Source organism: Pseudomonas sp. PvP027 (assembly GCF_017833005.1).
Taxonomy (GTDB): domain Bacteria; phylum Pseudomonadota; class Gammaproteobacteria; order Pseudomonadales; family Pseudomonadaceae; genus Aquipseudomonas; species Aquipseudomonas congelans.
The window spans coordinates 2,367,501-2,384,499 of sequence record NZ_JAFIBK010000001.1; the positions used below are offsets into that span (position 1 = coordinate 2,367,501).

At 59.2% G+C, this 16,999-nt stretch carries 17 protein-coding genes (1 of these 17 running past the window's edge); 6 read left to right on the forward strand and 11 right to left on the reverse strand.

Features of this window, described 5'->3' with window-relative positions; all coding sequences use genetic code 11:
- From msrP to JOE33_RS09915, 5 genes are all read right to left on the reverse strand, one after another.
- Positions 1-148, reverse strand: partial view of a protein-methionine-sulfoxide reductase catalytic subunit MsrP gene (msrP, locus tag JOE33_RS09895; RefSeq protein ID WP_032613691.1) — the 5' portion only. Its footprint begins 866 nt before the window's first position; the window shows 148 of its 1,014 coding nt (coding positions 1-148); it begins with the start codon at positions 146-148; the stop codon falls past the left edge of the window.
- Between the two features lie 69 nt (positions 149-217).
- A complete protein-coding gene (gene pssA / locus JOE33_RS09900; RefSeq protein ID WP_010427369.1) occupies positions 218-1,063 on the reverse strand; it encodes a CDP-diacylglycerol--serine O-phosphatidyltransferase in 846 nt (281 codons plus the stop codon).
- A 170-nt stretch (positions 1,064-1,233) separates the two neighbouring features.
- Complete coding sequence (ilvC, locus tag JOE33_RS09905; protein ID WP_002552076.1) at positions 1,234-2,250, reverse strand: ketol-acid reductoisomerase; 1,017 nt, start codon at positions 2,248-2,250, stop codon at positions 1,234-1,236.
- A 47-nt stretch (positions 2,251-2,297) separates the two neighbouring features.
- Positions 2,298-2,789, reverse strand: a complete 492-nt coding sequence (ilvN, locus tag JOE33_RS09910) for an acetolactate synthase small subunit (RefSeq protein WP_002552075.1) — start codon at positions 2,787-2,789, stop codon at positions 2,298-2,300.
- 2 nt (positions 2,790-2,791) lie between these two features.
- The gene (locus JOE33_RS09915) at positions 2,792-4,516 is read right to left on the reverse strand and encodes an acetolactate synthase 3 large subunit (RefSeq protein WP_025990798.1); all 1,725 of its coding nucleotides are present in this window, start codon (positions 4,514-4,516) and stop codon (positions 2,792-2,794) included.
- 397 nt (positions 4,517-4,913) lie between these two features.
- On the opposite strand from JOE33_RS09915, the gene JOE33_RS09920 reads away from it, so the two are divergent.
- Complete coding sequence (locus tag JOE33_RS09920; protein ID WP_187625664.1) at positions 4,914-5,330, forward strand: DUF4124 domain-containing protein; 417 nt, start codon at positions 4,914-4,916, stop codon at positions 5,328-5,330.
- Between the two features lie 11 nt (positions 5,331-5,341).
- On the opposite strand, the gene JOE33_RS09925 is transcribed toward JOE33_RS09920, so the two are convergent.
- The 3 genes from JOE33_RS09925 to mrcB are packed head-to-tail and all read right to left on the reverse strand — an operon-like array spanning position 5,342 to position 8,753.
- Positions 5,342-5,671, reverse strand: a complete 330-nt coding sequence (locus tag JOE33_RS09925; protein WP_003392631.1) for a YqcC family protein — start codon at positions 5,669-5,671, stop codon at positions 5,342-5,344.
- Complete coding sequence (locus JOE33_RS09930; RefSeq protein ID WP_338125253.1) at positions 5,671-6,414, reverse strand: hypothetical protein; 744 nt, start codon at positions 6,412-6,414, stop codon at positions 5,671-5,673. Before JOE33_RS09930 ends, JOE33_RS09925 begins: the two co-directional genes overlap by 1 nt.
- A gap of 17 nt (positions 6,415-6,431) precedes the next feature.
- On the reverse strand, positions 6,432-8,753 hold the full coding sequence (mrcB, locus tag JOE33_RS09935; protein WP_010427382.1) for a penicillin-binding protein 1B: 2,322 nt from the start codon (positions 8,751-8,753) through the stop codon (positions 6,432-6,434).
- Between the two features lie 130 nt (positions 8,754-8,883).
- Here mrcB and JOE33_RS09940 point away from each other — a divergent pair, with 130 nt between their 5' ends.
- On the forward strand, positions 8,884-10,422 hold the full coding sequence (locus JOE33_RS09940) for a bifunctional aminoglycoside phosphotransferase/ATP-binding protein (protein WP_209924068.1): 1,539 nt from the start codon (positions 8,884-8,886) through the stop codon (positions 10,420-10,422).
- A 100-nt stretch (positions 10,423-10,522) separates the two neighbouring features.
- On the forward strand, positions 10,523-10,867 hold the full coding sequence (locus JOE33_RS09945; protein WP_010427385.1) for a pentapeptide repeat-containing protein: 345 nt from the start codon (positions 10,523-10,525) through the stop codon (positions 10,865-10,867).
- Between the two features lie 368 nt (positions 10,868-11,235).
- Here the strand turns inward: JOE33_RS09945 and deoC are convergent, their stop codons facing one another.
- Positions 11,236-12,021, reverse strand: coding sequence for a deoxyribose-phosphate aldolase (deoC, locus tag JOE33_RS09950; protein ID WP_032613683.1), 786 nt, complete (start codon positions 12,019-12,021; stop codon positions 11,236-11,238).
- A gap of 227 nt (positions 12,022-12,248) precedes the next feature.
- On the opposite strand from deoC, the gene JOE33_RS09955 reads away from it, so the two are divergent.
- Positions 12,249-12,587: a Rieske (2Fe-2S) protein gene (locus JOE33_RS09955; RefSeq protein WP_162091519.1), complete on the forward strand. Its 339-nt coding sequence runs from the start codon at positions 12,249-12,251 to the stop codon at positions 12,585-12,587.
- 23 nt (positions 12,588-12,610) lie between these two features.
- On the opposite strand, the gene sfsA is transcribed toward JOE33_RS09955, so the two are convergent.
- A complete protein-coding gene (gene sfsA, locus JOE33_RS09960) occupies positions 12,611-13,324 on the reverse strand; it encodes a DNA/RNA nuclease SfsA (protein ID WP_187625662.1) in 714 nt (237 codons plus the stop codon).
- Positions 13,324-14,496 carry a pyridoxal phosphate-dependent aminotransferase gene (locus JOE33_RS09965; protein ID WP_010427393.1) on the reverse strand — a complete coding sequence of 391 codons (1,173 nt, stop codon included), beginning with the start codon at positions 14,494-14,496 and terminating at the stop codon, positions 13,324-13,326. The genes sfsA and JOE33_RS09965 overlap by 1 nt, the downstream gene beginning before the upstream one ends.
- A 349-nt stretch (positions 14,497-14,845) precedes the next feature.
- Between JOE33_RS09965 and dksA the strand changes: the two genes are divergently transcribed.
- Together dksA and gluQRS are read left to right on the forward strand one after the other, a co-directional pair.
- Entirely contained in the window at positions 14,846-15,286 is a 441-nt protein-coding gene (gene dksA, locus JOE33_RS09970; protein WP_003317723.1) for an RNA polymerase-binding protein DksA, read from the forward strand.
- Positions 15,287-16,110: 824 nt separating this feature from the next.
- Positions 16,111-16,998 carry a tRNA glutamyl-Q(34) synthetase GluQRS gene (gene gluQRS, locus JOE33_RS09975; RefSeq protein ID WP_187625661.1) on the forward strand — a complete coding sequence of 296 codons (888 nt, stop codon included), beginning with the start codon at positions 16,111-16,113 and terminating at the stop codon, positions 16,996-16,998.
- The last annotated feature ends 1 nt before the right edge of the window (position 16,999 follow it).

Genomic DNA, 16,999 nt, shown 5'->3' on the forward strand with positions numbered 1-16,999 from the left:
CATCGGCGGCACCGGCCCAGCGCGGCATTGCGGTGACGGCAAGACCTGCAAGCGAGCTGGCGAGCAATGTGCGTCGCGAGAGATAAATGGATTCGGGCGTGACGTCCGACTCTTTGGAGTCGGACGCAGAAGGAAGTTTGATTAACATGATGACTCCGCAGGCCAGGGAACTGATGCACCAATAGACTACGGAGTATGGTGGAAATTAGATCCTTGACTAGGCCTTGCGGCGACGAAGTAGATACTGAATCGGCCCGGACAAAGCGTAGGCGAGGAATATCAGCAGCAAAATGCGCGGCGGGTCGCTGAATACGACAGCAAACACCAAGACCACTGCCAGAATCGCAACGAAAGGCACGCGCCCCTTCAAGTCCAGCTCCTTGAAGCTGTTGTACTTGATGTTACTGACCATCAGCATACCGGCGGCCGCGACCAGCAACGCAACGAGAAACGACAGCTTGGAGCCCTGAATCCCGAAGTCGCTGAATGCCCAGACCGTGCCGGCCACCACACCTGCCGCAGCCGGACTGGCCAGGCCGATGAAATAGCGCTTGTCAGCCTTGCCGACCTGAGTATTGAAGCGCGCCAGACGCAATGCAGCGCCGGCTACATAGATGAAGGCAACCATCCAGCCCACCTTGCCCATGTCACCCAGTGCCCAGCCGAATGCCAGTAACGCCGGGGCCACACCGAAGGCGACCATGTCGGACAAAGAATCATACTCGGCGCCAAACGCGCTTTGCGTATTGGTCATGCGCGCAACACGACCGTCCAGGCCGTCGAGCACCATGGCCACGAAGATAGCGATCGCAGCGAATGCGAAATACTTGCTTGCCCCGGCAAAATCACCGGCACTCATGGCGCTTTGCGCACTCATAGAGCTGATGATGGAGTAGAAACCCGCGAACAGATTCGCCGTGGTAAACAGATTGGGAAGCAGATAAATACCCCGATGCCGGACCTGCCGGCCGTCGGCGTCATGGCCCTCTTCCACATGTTCATCGATAGGTAGCAGACTTTCAGCGTCAGAGGCCTTAATGGGCTCTTCAGGACGTTCGCTCATGGAGATTACCTTGCAGCGGTATGAAAAGGTTCGACACAGGTCTGCGGCGAGGGTTCGCCTGCAAACGATGCAGCTTTATACCAGAGCCTGACCCATAACGAAAAAGCGCGACCGGTTGGTCGCGCTTTTTCCTGTAAACCAGCTGTAGTCCGGCAGTGAACCGGAAAAGCTTAGTTCTTGTCCTTGTCGACGATTTTGTTCGCCGCGATCCAAGGCATCATCGAGCGCAGTTTTTCACCGATGATTTCGATACCGTGCGCAGCGTTGTTACGACGCTTGGCAGTCATCGATGGGTAGCCGGTGGCGCCTTCGCTGATGAACATCTTCGCGTATTCGCCGTCCTGGATGCGCTTCAGAGCGTTGCGCATGGCCTGACGGGATTCGGCGTTGATGACTTCAGGGCCGGTGACGTATTCGCCGTATTCGGCGTTGTTGGAAATCGAGTAGTTCATGTTGGCGATACCGCCTTCGTACATGAGGTCAACGATCAGCTTCAGTTCGTGCAGGCACTCGAAGTAAGCCATTTCCGGCGCGTAACCAGCTTCGACCAGTGTTTCGAAACCAGCCTTGACCAGCTCGACAGTACCGCCGCACAGAACAGCCTGCTCGCCGAACAGGTCGGTTTCAGTCTCGTCCTTGAAGGTGGTTTCGATGATGCCGGTACGGCCGCCGCCAACGCCCGAAGCGTAGGACAGGGCAACGTTCTTGGCGTTGCCGGAAGCATCCTGATAAACCGCGATCAGGTCAGGGATACCGCCGCCCTTGACGAACTCGGTACGCACGGTGTGGCCTGGAGCCTTCGGCGCGATCATGATCACGTCGAGGTCAGCGCGCGGTACGACCTGGTTGTAGTGAATCGCGAAGCCGTGGGAGAACGCCAGTGTTGCGCCCTTCTTCAGGTTCGGCTCGACTTCGTTCTTGTACAGCTGAGACTGGAACTCGTCCGGGGTCAGGATCATGACCAGGTCGGCAGCAGCAACGGCAGAAGCAACGTCAGTCACTTTCAAGCCATGAGCCTCGGCCTTGGCGACAGTGGCCGAACCTTTACGCAGACCGACAGTGACATCAACGCCGGAGTCTTTCAGGTTGCACGCCTGAGCGTGGCCTTGCGAACCGTAACCGATGATGGCGACTTTCTTGCCCTGGATGATCGAAAGGTCACAGTCTTTGTCGTAGAAAACTTTCATGGAAATCCCCTGTTATCTTGGCCACGCAGGCCATTTGCTTAATTGATTTAAATGCTCAGCACTTTGTCGCCACGGGCAATGCCCGTTACGCCACTGCGTACTGTTTCCAGGATAGCGGCGGTGCCGATGGCCTGAATGAAGCTGTCCAGTTTGTCGCTCGTGCCGCTCAGCTGCACGGTGTAGACGCTGGCGGTCACGTCGACGATCTGCCCGCGGAAGATATCCGTGGTGCGCTTGATCTCCGCACGCTGCGCGCCGGTGGCCTTGACCTTGACCAGCATCAGTTCGCGCTCGATATGAGCGCTTTCCGACAGGTCGACCAGCTTGACCACTTCGATGAGCTTGTTGAGGTTCTTGGTGATCTGCTCGATCACCTCATCATGACCTACGGTGGTGAGCGTCAGACGCGACAGGGTCGGGTCTTCGGTCGGCGCAACCGTCAGGCTTTCGATGTTGTAGTTACGCTGGGAGAACAGACCGACAACGCGCGACAATGCACCCGGTTCGTTTTCCAGCAGCAGGGAAATGATATGGCGCATGATTATGTCCGCTCCGTCTTGCTCAACCACATATCGCGCATGGAGCCGTCCTTGATTTGCATCGGATAGACGTGCTCGGTCACATCGACCTGAATATCCATGAACACCAGCCGGTCAGTCATGGCAAAGGCTTCTTCCATCTTCGGCTTCAGATCCTTCAGGTCCGTGACACGCATGCCGACGTGGCCATAGGCCTCGACCAGCTTGACGAAATCAGGCAGCGACTCCATGTAGGAGTGCGAGTGACGCGCGCCGTAGCTCATGTCCTGCCACTGGCGGACCATGCCCAGCACACCGTTGTTGAGCAGGATGATCTTCACCGGCAGGCCGTACTGCAGGCAGGTCGACAGCTCCTGGATGTTCATCTGGATGCTGCCTTCACCGGTCACACACGCGACATGCGCATCCGGAAAGTTCAGCTTGACGCCCATAGCAGCCGGGAAGCCGAAGCCCATGGTGCCCAGACCGCCAGAGTTGATCCAGCGGTTCGGCTTGTTGAAGCGGTAGTACTGCGCAGCGAACATCTGATGCTGACCGACGTCCGAAGTGACATAAGCGTCGCCCTTGGTGACTTCGCACAGCGTTTCGATAACGGCCTGCGGCTTGATGACCGTGCCATCGCCACGGTTGTACGGGAACAGATCACCCGTGCCGCGCCACTCGTCAATCTGCTTCCACCACGCGGCAACGGATGCCTTGTCGGGCGTCTCGCCGATCTCTTTCAAAGTGGCGACCATTTCGGTCAGCACGCTTTCGACAGGACCGACGATAGGCACGTCGGCCTTGATGGTCTTGGAGATCGAAGCCGGGTCGATATCGATGTGGATAATCTTGGCGTTCGGGCAGAACTTGCTGGCACCGTTGATGACACGGTCATCGAAGCGCGCGCCGACTGCCAGGATCACATCGGTGTGGTGCATCGCGAGGTTGGCGGTGTAGCTGCCGTGCATCCCCAGCATACCGACGAACTGACGATCAGTGCCCGGATAGCAACCAAGCCCCATCAGGGTGTTGGTTACCGGAGCGTCGAGCAGTTGTGCCAGTTCGGTCAGTTGCGCCGAAGCATTGCCCATGATCACCCCGCCACCGGCGTAGACGATCGGACGCTTGGCAGCCAGCAGCATCTCGACGGCCTTGCGGATCTGACCGGAGTGGCCACGAACCGCCGGGCTGTAGGAGCGCAGCTTGGCTTTTTTCGGGAAGACGTATTCGAATTTTTCGGCAGGGTTGGTCATGTCCTTCGGAATATCGACGACCACCGGGCCCGGACGACCGGACTGTGCCAGGTAGAAAGCCTTCTTCAGGACTTCAGGGATTTCCGACGGGTGCTTGATCATGAAGCTGTGCTTCACGATCGGCCGGGAGATACCGATCATGTCGGTCTCCTGGAACGCGTCGGTGCCCACCAGCGTACTGGCTACCTGGCCGGACAGGACCACCATCGGAATGGAGTCCATGTACGCCGTGGCGATACCGGTAATGGCATTGGTTGCACCCGGACCCGAGGTCACCAGCACCACGCCCGCCTTGCCGGTAGCCCGCGCATAGCCGTCAGCCATGTGCGTGGCAGCCTGCTCGTGGCGAACAAGGATGTGGCTCACCGCCGGTTCTTTGAACAGGGCATCGTAGACATGCAGGAGGGCACCACCCGGGTACCCATAGATATGCTCAACGCCTTCGTCACGCAAAAAGCGGACGACCATTTCAGCGCCAGATAAAAGCTCCACGTTGTTCACCTCTAAAACGCCAGAATACCGTCCACTCCGGGACGGGTCTTAATAGGTTTACTGCCAGCAGAGCATGAGCGACGGTGGTCGCCGACTACGTCAGCACTGACTGAGCAAGTATTGGGAGGTCCCTGAGTGTTGCGGAACATTCCCACCCAGCGCGAGGTAACGCGTTGCGGGTGTTACAGGTCGGCGCGGGTGTGCGCCTCATGATCTACCGAGAGGGTCTGCTTCTGGCAGTCCTTCTACAGCGAACTTTGGATTGTTGTGATTCCCCCCCTTCAAGTCAAGCGATCCGTGCGCTTTCTTGACACCCGACAAGTGAAATCGCACCGTTTCGGACTGAAATGCACTGTTATGGTAGCTTTCTGCATGCACAGACTTTCAAGGACCCGACATGCATTGGATGATTCTCGCCGCCGCGCTGGCCATCAGCGCAACCAGTCAGGCCGCTTCGATCTACAAGTGGGTGGATGCTCAGGGTGTGACGCACTTTGATGCCCAGCCCCCCACTGGCCAGCCAGTGCAGGAAATCAATGTGCAGACGCCGCCACCTGCCGCCCCGCCCGGCATCGCTGCAGACGACGGAGCTGCGCAGCAGCGCGAGATTGACCAGAAAGTCAAAAGCCAGGTGAAGGTTCAGGAAGCGAAGCGCGCGGAAAATTGCGAAAACTTGCGCACCAATCTCGCGCAACTGCAAAACAATCCGCGGGTGCGCGAGCAAGTGGGAGGGGTATCAAGGCGCCTTACGGATGAGAACCGCAAGACGCGTATCGAAGAGACCAACAGGGCTATCAACGACTACTGCCGCTAGAAGCGTGCCGATCAGCGAGCCGCTGTAATCAACTGGTCGAACCGCGCCAGATGCGCCTGCAGTTGCCGGGTTTCACTCATGCACCCGGCATAGACCATCTCGGCCATTTCCAGAATGCCGGAGGCATTCGGCAATGGCAGGTCGCGCTCAAGGATGACCTTCATCCGCGGCAGGAAAATCCATTGCAGCCACTGGGCGAACTCCAGGGTATCGACGCTGAACGGTTCCTGACTGGCGAGCGCCTGCTCGCTGGGCGGTGTCGCATCCCACCAGCCCAGCAGGCGCAACTCGCGCTCTATCAACAGCAACTGCTCGGCAACCTCAGGCAAACGTCCGTCCATCAGCGAGCCTTTTGGCGAGCCAGGGCAGCACCGGCCGCATCACCCTGCTTTTCGCGTGACTGAGCGATCAATCCCCACAGGCTGGCCTGAAGGCTGGTACGTCCATTGGCGTAAGTCAGAGCGCGACGGGCGAGTTGCTCGGCCTGGGCTGCATCGCCCTGAGCCAGACGCACCTGAGCCAGACGATAGAGCACTTGCGGCTCGCGCGGTGCAACCCGCTGCGCACGCTCGAGACTGGACGACGCGCCGTTGAGATCGCCACTGGTCTGCTGTTGCTGTGCGGTGGTCAGCAATGCCAGTACGGGCCCGTCAAGCTGCTCGTCCTCTGACAGACCGCCACCGTTGGACGGTATTCCGGTCGGGGCAGAGGCAGCCGGCATGCTGTAGCTGTTGTTCACAGGAGCCTGACTGACCGGGGCCTGATTGACCGGGGTAGCATCGACAGGCGGAGTGTTTACACTGAACGGCGCCTGACTGGCTGGCGCAGAGAAACTCTGCCCGGCATCGGCACCACCCGCGCCCGGCACCATCACCACAACGCCCGAGTCCTGCGGTACGGCTTGCGGCTGCTGTTGCACCGGAGCAGTGTTGGTGCGGTAAGTACCGGTACGCGACGCTGCCGCACGTTCGCCGTTGGACACCTTGGAGCTCGAATCCACGACCGGAATCGAGCCGCGTTCCACACTGGCGCAGCCGTTCAGCAAGGCCAGTGCCGTTAAAGCTGGAATCCACCATTTATTCACTTCAAAACCTCGATTGCCTAGTTCAACCAACCCTTGACCCAGTCCATCACCTCAGTGGCAGGTGCCGGAGCGCCGCCGCATGTCGCGCCGGGCTGGGGCTCACTGCCGCGAATATACGGCATCTGCACGGCATTCGGGCAGCTTGCATCCGAACCCTGACCGGTCTGTGCATCGACCCACGCCTGAACGACGTTGTCCGGCATCGCCATGTCCAGGGGTAGCGGACCGGCCTTGCGCATGAAACTGGTCCAGACCTGCAGGGCACCGGTGGCACCGGTAAACGGTGTCTTGCCGTTGTCGTCGCGGCCCATCCACACCACGGCCAGGAGGTCCTGACTGAACCCGGCAAACCAGCTGTCGCGCGAGTCATTACTGGTGCCGGTCTTGCCTGCCAGATTCAACGAGCTCGGCAACACGTTGTAAACAGATTTGCCCGTACCTTCACGCATTACCCGCTGCATCGCATTCTGCACCAGATAAATCGCACCTGGATCGAAGCGCTGTTCGATCTGGAACGGATAACGTTTGAGCGGCTCGCCTTCAGCGGTGAGTACGCTGCGAATACCACGCATCGGCGTATTGAACCCGCCGCTGGCGATGGTCTGATACATGGTGGCTACTTCCATCGGACTCAAGCCGCCCGCACCCAGCAGCATCGACGGGTAGGCAGGCCATTCGCGCGTCACACCCAGCCTGGCCAGAGTCTTGAACACGTTTGGAATGCCCAGTTCAAGACCCAGCTTGGCGGTCGACAGGTTGTACGAATGCGCCAGCCCCTGATACAGGAAGATATTGCCGTGTGACTTGTGATCGTAGTTCTGCGGTTTCCAGATCTGGCCATCGGCGCCTTTGACCTGGAACAATTCGTCGGCGATCCAGCTAGTCAACGTGTACTGGCTTGGTCGTTCGAGAGCCGTCAGGTAGATAGCAGGCTTGACCAGCGAGCCGATCGGCCGCACCGCGTCAATCGCCCGGTTGAAGCCCGAAAAACCGGCCTCACGCCCACCGATCAACGCCTGCACTTCGCCGGTTTCCGGGTTGGTGACGACCATGGCCGACTCCACCTCATCAGAGCCCTTGCGCCCGGCGAGCTTCTTGAACGTATCGTCCATGGCAGCCTGGGACTTCATCTGCAAAATCGGATCGAAGCTGGTAAATATCCGCAGTCCTTCTTCGGTCAAGTCTTCGTCGCGATAGTCTTCGCGCAGCTGACGCTTGACCAGATCGAGGAACGCCGGGAACGAGCTGTCGGCGAGGGTCCCGGTCTTGGTCACACCCAGTGGCATTTTCTTCGCAGCGGCAACCACTTCCGGCGTCGCGACGCCCTGCTGCTCGAACAGATCGAGCACCAGGTTGCGACGTTCCATAGCACGTTCCGGATTGCGACGCGGGTTATAGAAAGACGGCCCTTTGACCAGACCGACCAGCATCGCCACCTGATGGATCTTCAGTTCGGAGAGCGGCTGGCTGAAGAAATACTGACTGGCCAGACCAAAACCGTGAACGGCACGCTGGCCGTCCTGCCCGACGAACACTTCGTTGAGATAGGCCTCGAGGATTTCCTGCTTGCTGTAATGAATCTCCAGCAGGATCGCCATCATGGCCTCGGTCAGCTTGCGGGTCAGGCTGCGCTCGTTGGTCAGGTAGAAGTTCTTGACCAACTGCTGGGTCAGCGTACTGCCGCCCTGCCGCATCTGCCCCTTAGAGCTGTTGACCCAGATCGCCCGGGCGATGGATTTGGGTGACACACCGAAGTGGTGATAGAAATCCCGGTCCTCGACCGCCACTAGCCCGTCGAGTAGATAAGGCGGCGCCTGATCCAGCTTGATCAGAATCCGGTCTTCCAGATTCTTCGGGTACAGGCCGCCGATCAGCAACGGCTCAAGCCGCGCCACTGCAAGCTTGGCACCATTGCCCGAGGACAGGTCGGCTACGTAGTCACCGGAAAAGCGCACGCGCACCTGTTGCGCTGCGTCGGTGCCTTCGTAGAACTGAAAGCCACGCGTGTTGAGATCGACAGTATTGCCGTTCACCGCCGCGGCGCCGGGGCCGTTCGCCACGCTTTCGCGGCGATAGCCCAGGGCGTCCAGTTCGAGGAGAAAGTCATCGCGGCTCAGCTTCTGTCCGACGAACAGCTCCAGCGGTCGTGCATAGACCTTGGCCGGAATGGTCCAGCGCTTGCCGGAGAATTTCTCCTGAACGATTGCATCGAGGTAAATGGCCAGGCCGCCCAGCAGAACCAGGCCGACAATACCGAGCTTCAACGCCCAGCCCAGCCACTTGTTGAGGCTGCGGGGGGGTTGTTTTTTTGCAGAACGAGAGGTGCGGGATCGAGTCATGGGCGCGGATTATACGCACTTTGCCAAGGATCGACAGACGCCCGAGTCAGCGGTTTGCAGCCTCGCGCCAAGCGGCCATAATGGCGGCATCGTGTACTTACATCTTGAACACATTCCTGAAGGATCGACCGTGAGCCAGTCTTTGATTGCTGCCCTGCAGAACCCTGCCCTCTTCCCCCATCCGGTGGAGAGTTTCCAGGTCATCGAAACGCACATTTCCTGGGTGCTGCTGACGGGTCCGTATGCCTACAAATTCAAAAAACCGATGAACTTCGGCTTTCTGGATTTCACCACCCTGGCCCTGCGCAAGCATTTCTGCGAGGAAGAGTTGCGTCTGAATCAGCGTCTGACCAAAGACCTCTACCTCGAGGTTCTGCCGATCACCGGTACAGCGGACGCGCCGCAACTGGGTGGCGATGGCGAAACCATCGAATACGCGCTCAAGATGAAACAATTCTCGCAGGATGGCCTGCTGAGCACACTGCAAGCCAACGGTGAGTTGACGACTGGGCACATCGACGAGCTGGCACACCAGATTGCCGGTTTTCACCTCACCTCACCGCAGGTCGGGGCCGAAAGTGAACTCGGCTCGCCTGAAAGCGTGATGGCCCCAGTGGTACAGAATTTCGAGCAGATTCGCCCGCTGATCAGCGAAAAAGCCGACCTGGCACAGCTTGATGCACTGCAGGCGTGGGCAGAGTCGAGCTTTGCGCGTCTCAAGCCGTTGCTGGCTCGCCGCAAGGCCGACGGGTTCATCCGTGAGTGCCATGGCGACATCCATCTGGGCAACGCGACGGTGATTGATGGCAAGGTCGTGCTGTTCGACTGCATCGAGTTCAACGAGCCGTTCCGCAAGACCGACGTCTATGCCGACATCGGTTTCCTGGCAATGGACCTTGAAGACCGTGGCCTGAAATCGCTGTCACGACGTTTGATCAGCCAGTACCTGGAAGTCACCGGCGACTACGCAGGCCTGGAGCTGCTGAATTTCTACAAGGCCTACCGTGCAATGGTCCGCGCCAAGGTGGCACTGTTTAGCCAGCCGGCCGATGCCGACGGTGTGCAGCGCGCGGCGACACTTCGTCAATACCGCAACTATGCCAATCTGGCCGAGAGCTACAGCGCCATCCCTTCACCGTTCCTGACGATTACCCACGGTATATCTGCCGTCGGCAAAAGCCATGTTGCGATGCGTCTGGTGGAATCGCTGGGCGCCATCCGCCTGCGCTCGGACGTAGAGCGCAAGCGCTTGTTTGCCGGCAAGGATCAGGATCTGTACGACGCGCAAGCCAGCAGCGCAACCTATGCACGCTTGCATGAGCTTGCCACTGCAACCCTGCGCGCGGGCTTCTCGGTGGTGATCGATGCCACCTACCTGAAGCGCGAGCAACGCGATGCGGCGGCGAAGATTGCCGAAAACACCGGTGTCCCGTTCCTGATTCTGGATTGCGAAGCGCCGCAGGCAGTGATCGCGGGCTGGCTTGCGCAGCGCCAGGCACAGAGCAACGACCCATCTGACGCGACACTGGAAGTCATCGAAGCTCAGCAGGCCAGTCGCGAGCCGCTCGGCGCCGAGGAAATCCTGCGCAGCAAGAAGGTTGCAACCAACGTCAGCAGCGAACTGGACAGCCTCATTGATAACCTGCGTCAGCGCCTGCCGGGCCTGTGAAAAGACACATGGCCGTTGAGCGGTTAACGCTTCACGGCCTCAAGATGATGGCGATATACTGGCGCCATAATTCCAACGCAATGACATGTCCGAGGCCATCATGAGCCATCCCAAACAGATCGACTCACCGCTTTATATGCTGCTGCGCAAAGATGATGTCGAAGGTTTCAATCAAGAGAAACCGCGAACCGGCACCATCGATATGGCCGGGGGCGACTTCAGAGGGTTGGACCTGCGCGAGCTGGACACCGCCGGTATCGACTTCACCGACGCCTACTTTCGCTCTGCCGACCTTCGTGGCCTGGACCTGCGCAACACGCCGATGGAAGGTGCGAGCATCGCTCACGCACAGATTTCAGGGGTGTTCTTCCCGGCCGAACTCTCGGCTGACGAGATTCTGATGTCAGTGAACTTCGGCACGCGCCTGCGCTACCGTACCCGCTGATACCGCAAAAACGTTGCAGCCTGCATGCGCTACGCACAGCAGGCTGGCGATGTATTGTCCTGTTTTCACCTCCCCTCCTCGCTTGCATGCGCAACCCGGTCGCCGCTGAGGCTACGCTGTGCCCGCCACTTTTAATCCCTTGATGTTTGTTCTGAATCAGGTGCAAGCGCCGGCATGCGTACGGTCAAAAGAAAAGTTTGACTTACAAATGAGAATCGTTATGATTATCACATCCGGTCGCGAGACTGGACGGTAGCCTGAAAGACCTTGGTTCGGACTTTCAGATTATCTCCTCATCAGGCTAATCACGGTTTTTGACCCGGCTCTTTGCCGGGTCTTTTTTTGCCCGGCGCAAAGCTACCGATCATTCAAAAGCCATCGCCGCCGCCATGCGATTCGAGCAGGCCGAGCCTTGCCAGCAAGTCGTCCAGCAAGCTCGATCCCCCCAGCCGTAGGCGCCCGGCGTTGATCCATTGCAGACCAAATCGCGCGCGGACCAATGCCATGTAAATACGTGCCTCGTCGAACGTACGGATCCCGCCTGCAACCTTCAGTCCCACTTGCCCGCCTACGTCCGCAATGGACTCCAGCATGACCCGCGCAGCCTGCGGCGTGACATGAGTGGCGGCCTTCCCCGTGCTGGTCTTGATGAAGTCGGCGCCCGAAACAATCGCATCGCGACAAGCGTCGAGGATCATCTGCGAGTCACGCAAGTCACCGGTTTCAAGTGTCGCTGTAAGCCTGACATGCCCCGCGCACAAGGCAGAGCACGCCGAGATCATCGCAAGACCGGACTGCCGATCTCCGCCAAGCAGCGCGCGAAAGGGATAGACGACGTCGATCTCGTCCGCGCCGGACATCAGCGCAGCGCGTACCTGCGCGATGACTGACTGAACATTGCTGCTGCCATGAGGGAAATTGACCACGGCGACGACCTTGATGTGACGAGCCTGTATGCGATCCAGCGTGGTGCGCGCCAGACACACGAAACGTTGCTGAACGCTGACCGCTGCAACCGGCCCCACAGGCGTGCATGCACGCCGACAGATGCCGACAATGCGCCGCTCCGTGTCGTCTGTATTGAGGGCGAACAGCTCAAGCAGCCCGATGACCTGACGTGCCAGCCGCTCATCATCTGCTGTCATATCTTTCATAGTGTTTCCGCTCTGCAAAACATCAGCGGACGATATACGGCTGCACGGCTTGCAGCCGCGAGTAGTGTGCTTAGAGACGAAGGCTACAAAAAGACAGGAAAGAACCGACGCAGCCTGTAATGACTTCAACGTAACTCAGCGCATCAATCCGAAGAAAATGCCAGACTTGTCCGATCAGGCATCGACCCTGAAGCCGGGTCCCAGAAGAAATGGCCAATGGAGGCTTCTTGATATTCCTTTGCACTTCAAGCCACCTGCCCGAAGCCCATAGCAAAGGCTTCGAGCTGGGCGAACATGCGCTGTTTGCCGTGCGCCGCCAGGGCGAGGTGTTCGTCTACAAAAACCGCTGCCCGCATCGCGGCGTTCCCTTGGAATGGCAACCCGATCAATTTCTGGACAGCAGTGCAAGCCTGATCCAGTGCGCTACGCATGGAGCGTTGTTCCTGATCGAGAACGGCGAATGCGTGGCCGGGCCTTGCGAAGGCCAGTCCTTGACCGTCATCAAAAGCCGTGAAGACGCCGAGGGCATCTGGGTGTCGCTGCATCGGGATGCAGACGGAGCCTGAACCGCCGCCTGTAGCCAGATGCCTCAATCCAGTCCGTGCACCTGCAGGCACCGGTCGATAAAAATCTCTTCCGACGTCAGTTGCGCACCGTAGGCGAGAATTTGCACACCGGCAGCAATGGCTTCACGCAACGCCGCTGCGTAGGCAGGATCGATCTCCTGCGCAGGCCGCACAGCGTCGATACCGCTGAGATTGACGCAATACAACAGCACGGCGCGCACACCCTCGCGTGCCAGCGTCGCCAGTTCGCGCAAGTGCCGCGCGCCACGCTGGGTAACGGCATCGGGGAATGCCGCCACGCTGGAGCCATCGAATCCCAGCGTGACACTTTTCACTTCCAGGTACAGGTAGCCATCCGGATACTCCAGACGAAAGTCCACACGGCTTTTTTCCTGTCCATAGGCCACCTCGCGCTTGAGCGCCGTGAAACCCGTCAGTTCGCTGATGACACCGGCACGCAGGGCCTCTTCAACCAGCGTATTGGCCCGTCCGGTATTGATACAGGCCAGGCGACCCTGCGGGGTTTCGCTGATCTCCCAGGTCCCCGGCAGTTTGCGCTTGGGGTCATTCGAGCGACTGAACCACACGCGCCCGCCGGGCATCATGCAGTTGAGCATCGAGCCGGTGTTAGGGCAGTGAATGGTCAGCAACTCACCGCTATCGGTTTCGATATCAGCCAGAAAGCGCTTGTAACGTACCAGCAGACGACCCTGTTCAAGCTGCGGAGAAAAACGCATCAGACGCCCCAGCTACGCAGACCGCGAGCGATTCGTTCGACCGCCTGTTCAAGGCGCGGCAGGCTTTGCGTGTAGGCAAAGCGCACGTGGTGCCCGGCCTGAAAACGGCCAAAGTCCAGCCCCGGTGTAAAGGCGACGTGCTCGGTTTCCAGAAAGTGTTGGCAAAAGGCAAAGGCATCGCCGCCAAACGCGGAGATATCGGCATACAGATAAAAGGCCCCTTCCGGCTCGACGGCGATACCGAACCCCAGTTCGCGCAGCGCTGGCAGCAGAAAGTCCCGGCGGCGGCCGAACTCGGCGCGCCGTTGCTCGAGTATGGCCAGTGTCTGCGGCTCAAAGCAGGCGAGCGCGGCGTATTGCGCCATGCTCGGCGCGCTGATGTACAGGTTCTGGGCCAGCTTTTCCAGATCGGCCACCGCATCCTGTGGCGCGACCAGCCAACCAAGACGCCACCCGGTCATGCCGAAATACTTTGAAAAACTGTTAAGGACGAAAGCGTCGTTGTCCACTTCCAGCACACTGCTGGCGTCCACGCCGTAGGTCAGGCCGTGATAGATCTCGTCCACCACCAGATGGCCATTGCGGACTTTCAGTGTCTGAGACAAGGCTGCCAGTTCTTCACGACTCAATAGAGTGCCGGTCGGGTTGGCGGGGGATGCCACCAGAGCGCCGACACTGTTCTGGTTCCAGTGCGTGGCCACCAGTTCGGGGGTCAACTGATAGCGCTGTTGCGGACCGACCGGCACCAGTTGCGCCTCACCTTCTATCAGACGCAAAAAGTGTCGATTGCACGGATAGCCAGGGTCGGCCAGCAACCAGTGCTTGCCCGGATCGACCAGCAGACTGCTGGTCAGCAACAAGGCACCCGAACCACCCGGCGTGACCAGAATTCGCTGAGGATCAATGTTGACGCCGTAGCGCTGAGCGTAAAACCCGGAAATGGCCTCGCGAAGCTGCGGCAGACCGCGCGCAGCGGTGTAACGCGTCTTGCCGTCTGCCAGTGCCGCCTGGCCAGCCTTAATGATGGGCTCTGCAGTCGTGAAATCGGGCTCGCCGATTTCGAGGTGAATCACATCATGACCCGCCGCCTGCAATTCATTGGCACGCGCCAGCAGCGCCATGACGTGAAAAGGTTCTATGGCGCGACTGCGCGCACTGTAAGGCTGGCTCATGGATATTCCTTTATGAGGGCGGGCGTTAAAACATGATTGTCATCACGGCACGCCATGATTCTACCCAAGCACCCGCCCGACGGTGCGTTTGCGGACTGAAAAACCTGGCCCCCAAACGCTGAATAAAAGAAAGCTACGACGGTGCGCAGCGACTAGAGTTCATTTAGATGCAGGGCAGATGCGAAATGGCCATCTCCATAGGAAGACGGCGTCGTCATGCTCGACAACCGGGAGTAGCGCACTCCGATTTGATCTGGTAAGTTCGCCCGCTTGCAGCTGCAGGGCCGACGGGTGTCGGTGATGGAACAATCCTGCGCAATAGATTAGAAGAGTGAGAGGCGGTCCAGACATGCCCACCCCAGAAAAGCAACAGAACCATCTAATCAGCGGCTTTGAGCCCTACGTGCAAACGAAGGGTGAAGAGTACATGGGCGAGCCGATGCGCGCGCACTTCACCAAGATCCTGAACAAGTGGAAGCAGGACTTGATGCAAGAGGTCGACCGAACGGTAGACCATATGAAGGATGAAGCTGCCAACTTCCCTGATCCGGCCGACCGTGCCAGTCAGGAAGAAGAGTTCAGCCTCGAACTTCGTGCCCGCGATCGCGAACGCAAGCTGATCAAGAAGATCGACAAGACGCTGCAATTGATCAAGGACGAAGAATATGGCTGGTGCGAATCCTGCGGCGTAGAGATCGGCATCCGCCGTCTTGAAGCACGCCCGACTGCAGACCAGTGCGTCGACTGCAAGACCCTTGCAGAAATCAAGGAAAAACAGGTCGGTAAATGACCTGGGGCCGCCTTTGACTGAAAAGACGCTTCGGCGTCTTTTTTTGTGCCTGAGAGTCCAACTGAATCCGATTCGACGCAACATCATGTCCTGCCCATAGCGACTGCCACCCAAGCGCTCTTTGATCGCGATGGCACTGACGACGCAAATTGCGACGTAAGTGACGGCTGAGTCCTGGCGCTGATCCGGGGGCGCCCCCCGGATCAGTGACAGGGCGAAGGAACCCGACGAAGTCGGGCCGAAAACGGAGCTGGGACTTTGCTCACTTTGGTCCCTCAAAGTGAGTCGCCGAGGGGCGAAAAGGTGAACTGAGTCGAACGCCAATCCACCTGATGTCGCGGAACCGCCGTATGACGCAGAGCGTCACGAACTGCATTCCCACGCGGAGCGTGAGGAACGATAGTCAGGCGTTGCCCGCAGCCACTGCTACAAAAGCGCTTTTCGATCACGGTGGCACTGACAACGCAAATTGCGACGTAAGTGACGGCTGAGTCCTGGCGCTGATCCGGGGGTAGCCTGGCAGGACGCCAGGCTAGCCGCACCGCGCCATGGATGGCGCGTTGCGGCGACCCCCGGATCAGTGACTGGGCGAAGGAACCCGACGAAGTCGGGCCGGAAACGGAGCCAGGGGCTTTGGTCACTTTGGCCCCTTCAAAGTGACTCGCCGAGGGGCGAAAAGGTGACCTGAGTCGAACCCCGCCCCATCTGACATCGCAGAACCGCTTTGCCATCACGCCCGAAAAGCACTTCAAATAGCAGCCCAGCATAACCACCCACTGCGTTCCACTTGCCCGCCCAAGCCCGTCACCCGTAACATCCCGCCCATGAAAAAACCGGCCTATATCGGGCGCTTTGCGCCGACTCCCAGTGGTTACCTGCATTTTGGCTCGCTGATCGCAGCCCTCGCCTCCTATCTCGATGCGCGCGCGGCAGACGGTCAGTGGCTGTTGCGCATGGAGGATCTCGACCCGCCGCGTGAAGTGGCCGGCGCGCAGGCGGCGATTCTCGAGACGCTTGAGCGCTACGGTTTTGAATGGGACGGCCAGATGGTGCGACAAAGCGAGCGCCATGACGCCTACGCCGAGATCCTCCAGCGCTGGTTCAATCATGGCCTGGCCTACGCCTGCACCTGCTCGCGCAAACAGCTTGAAGACTTTCAGGGTGTCTATCCGGGTTTCTGCCGCAATGCAGGACATTCGCCGGACAACGCCGCGATCCGCATTCGCGTACCGGAGCTGGAATATCGCTTCGAAGACCGGGTTCAGGGCACCTTCAAAATGCACCTGGGGCGCGAAAGCGGTGACTTTGTGATCCGCAGGCGCGACGGGCTATATGCCTATCAACTGGCCGTGGTCATTGACGACGCCTGGCAAGGCATCACCGATATCGTCCGCGGTGCCGACCTGCTCGACTCGACCCCCCGCCAGCTGTACCTGCAGGAACTGCTGGGCCTGCCCCAACCGCGCTACCTGCATGTACCGTTGATCACCCAGCCGGATGGCCACAAGCTGGGCAAGTCCTATCGCTCGCCACCGCTGCAGGCCGATCAGGCGACGCCACTGCTGCTGCGGGCCTTGCGAGCATTGGGCCAACCGCTCGATGCACACATGACCGATGGCACTGCGCAGGAAGTGCTTGCCTGGGGCATCCGTCACTGGAACGCTGACCTGATACCTCGACTGCGCAATATTGAGGAAGCCCGGATAGACTGAT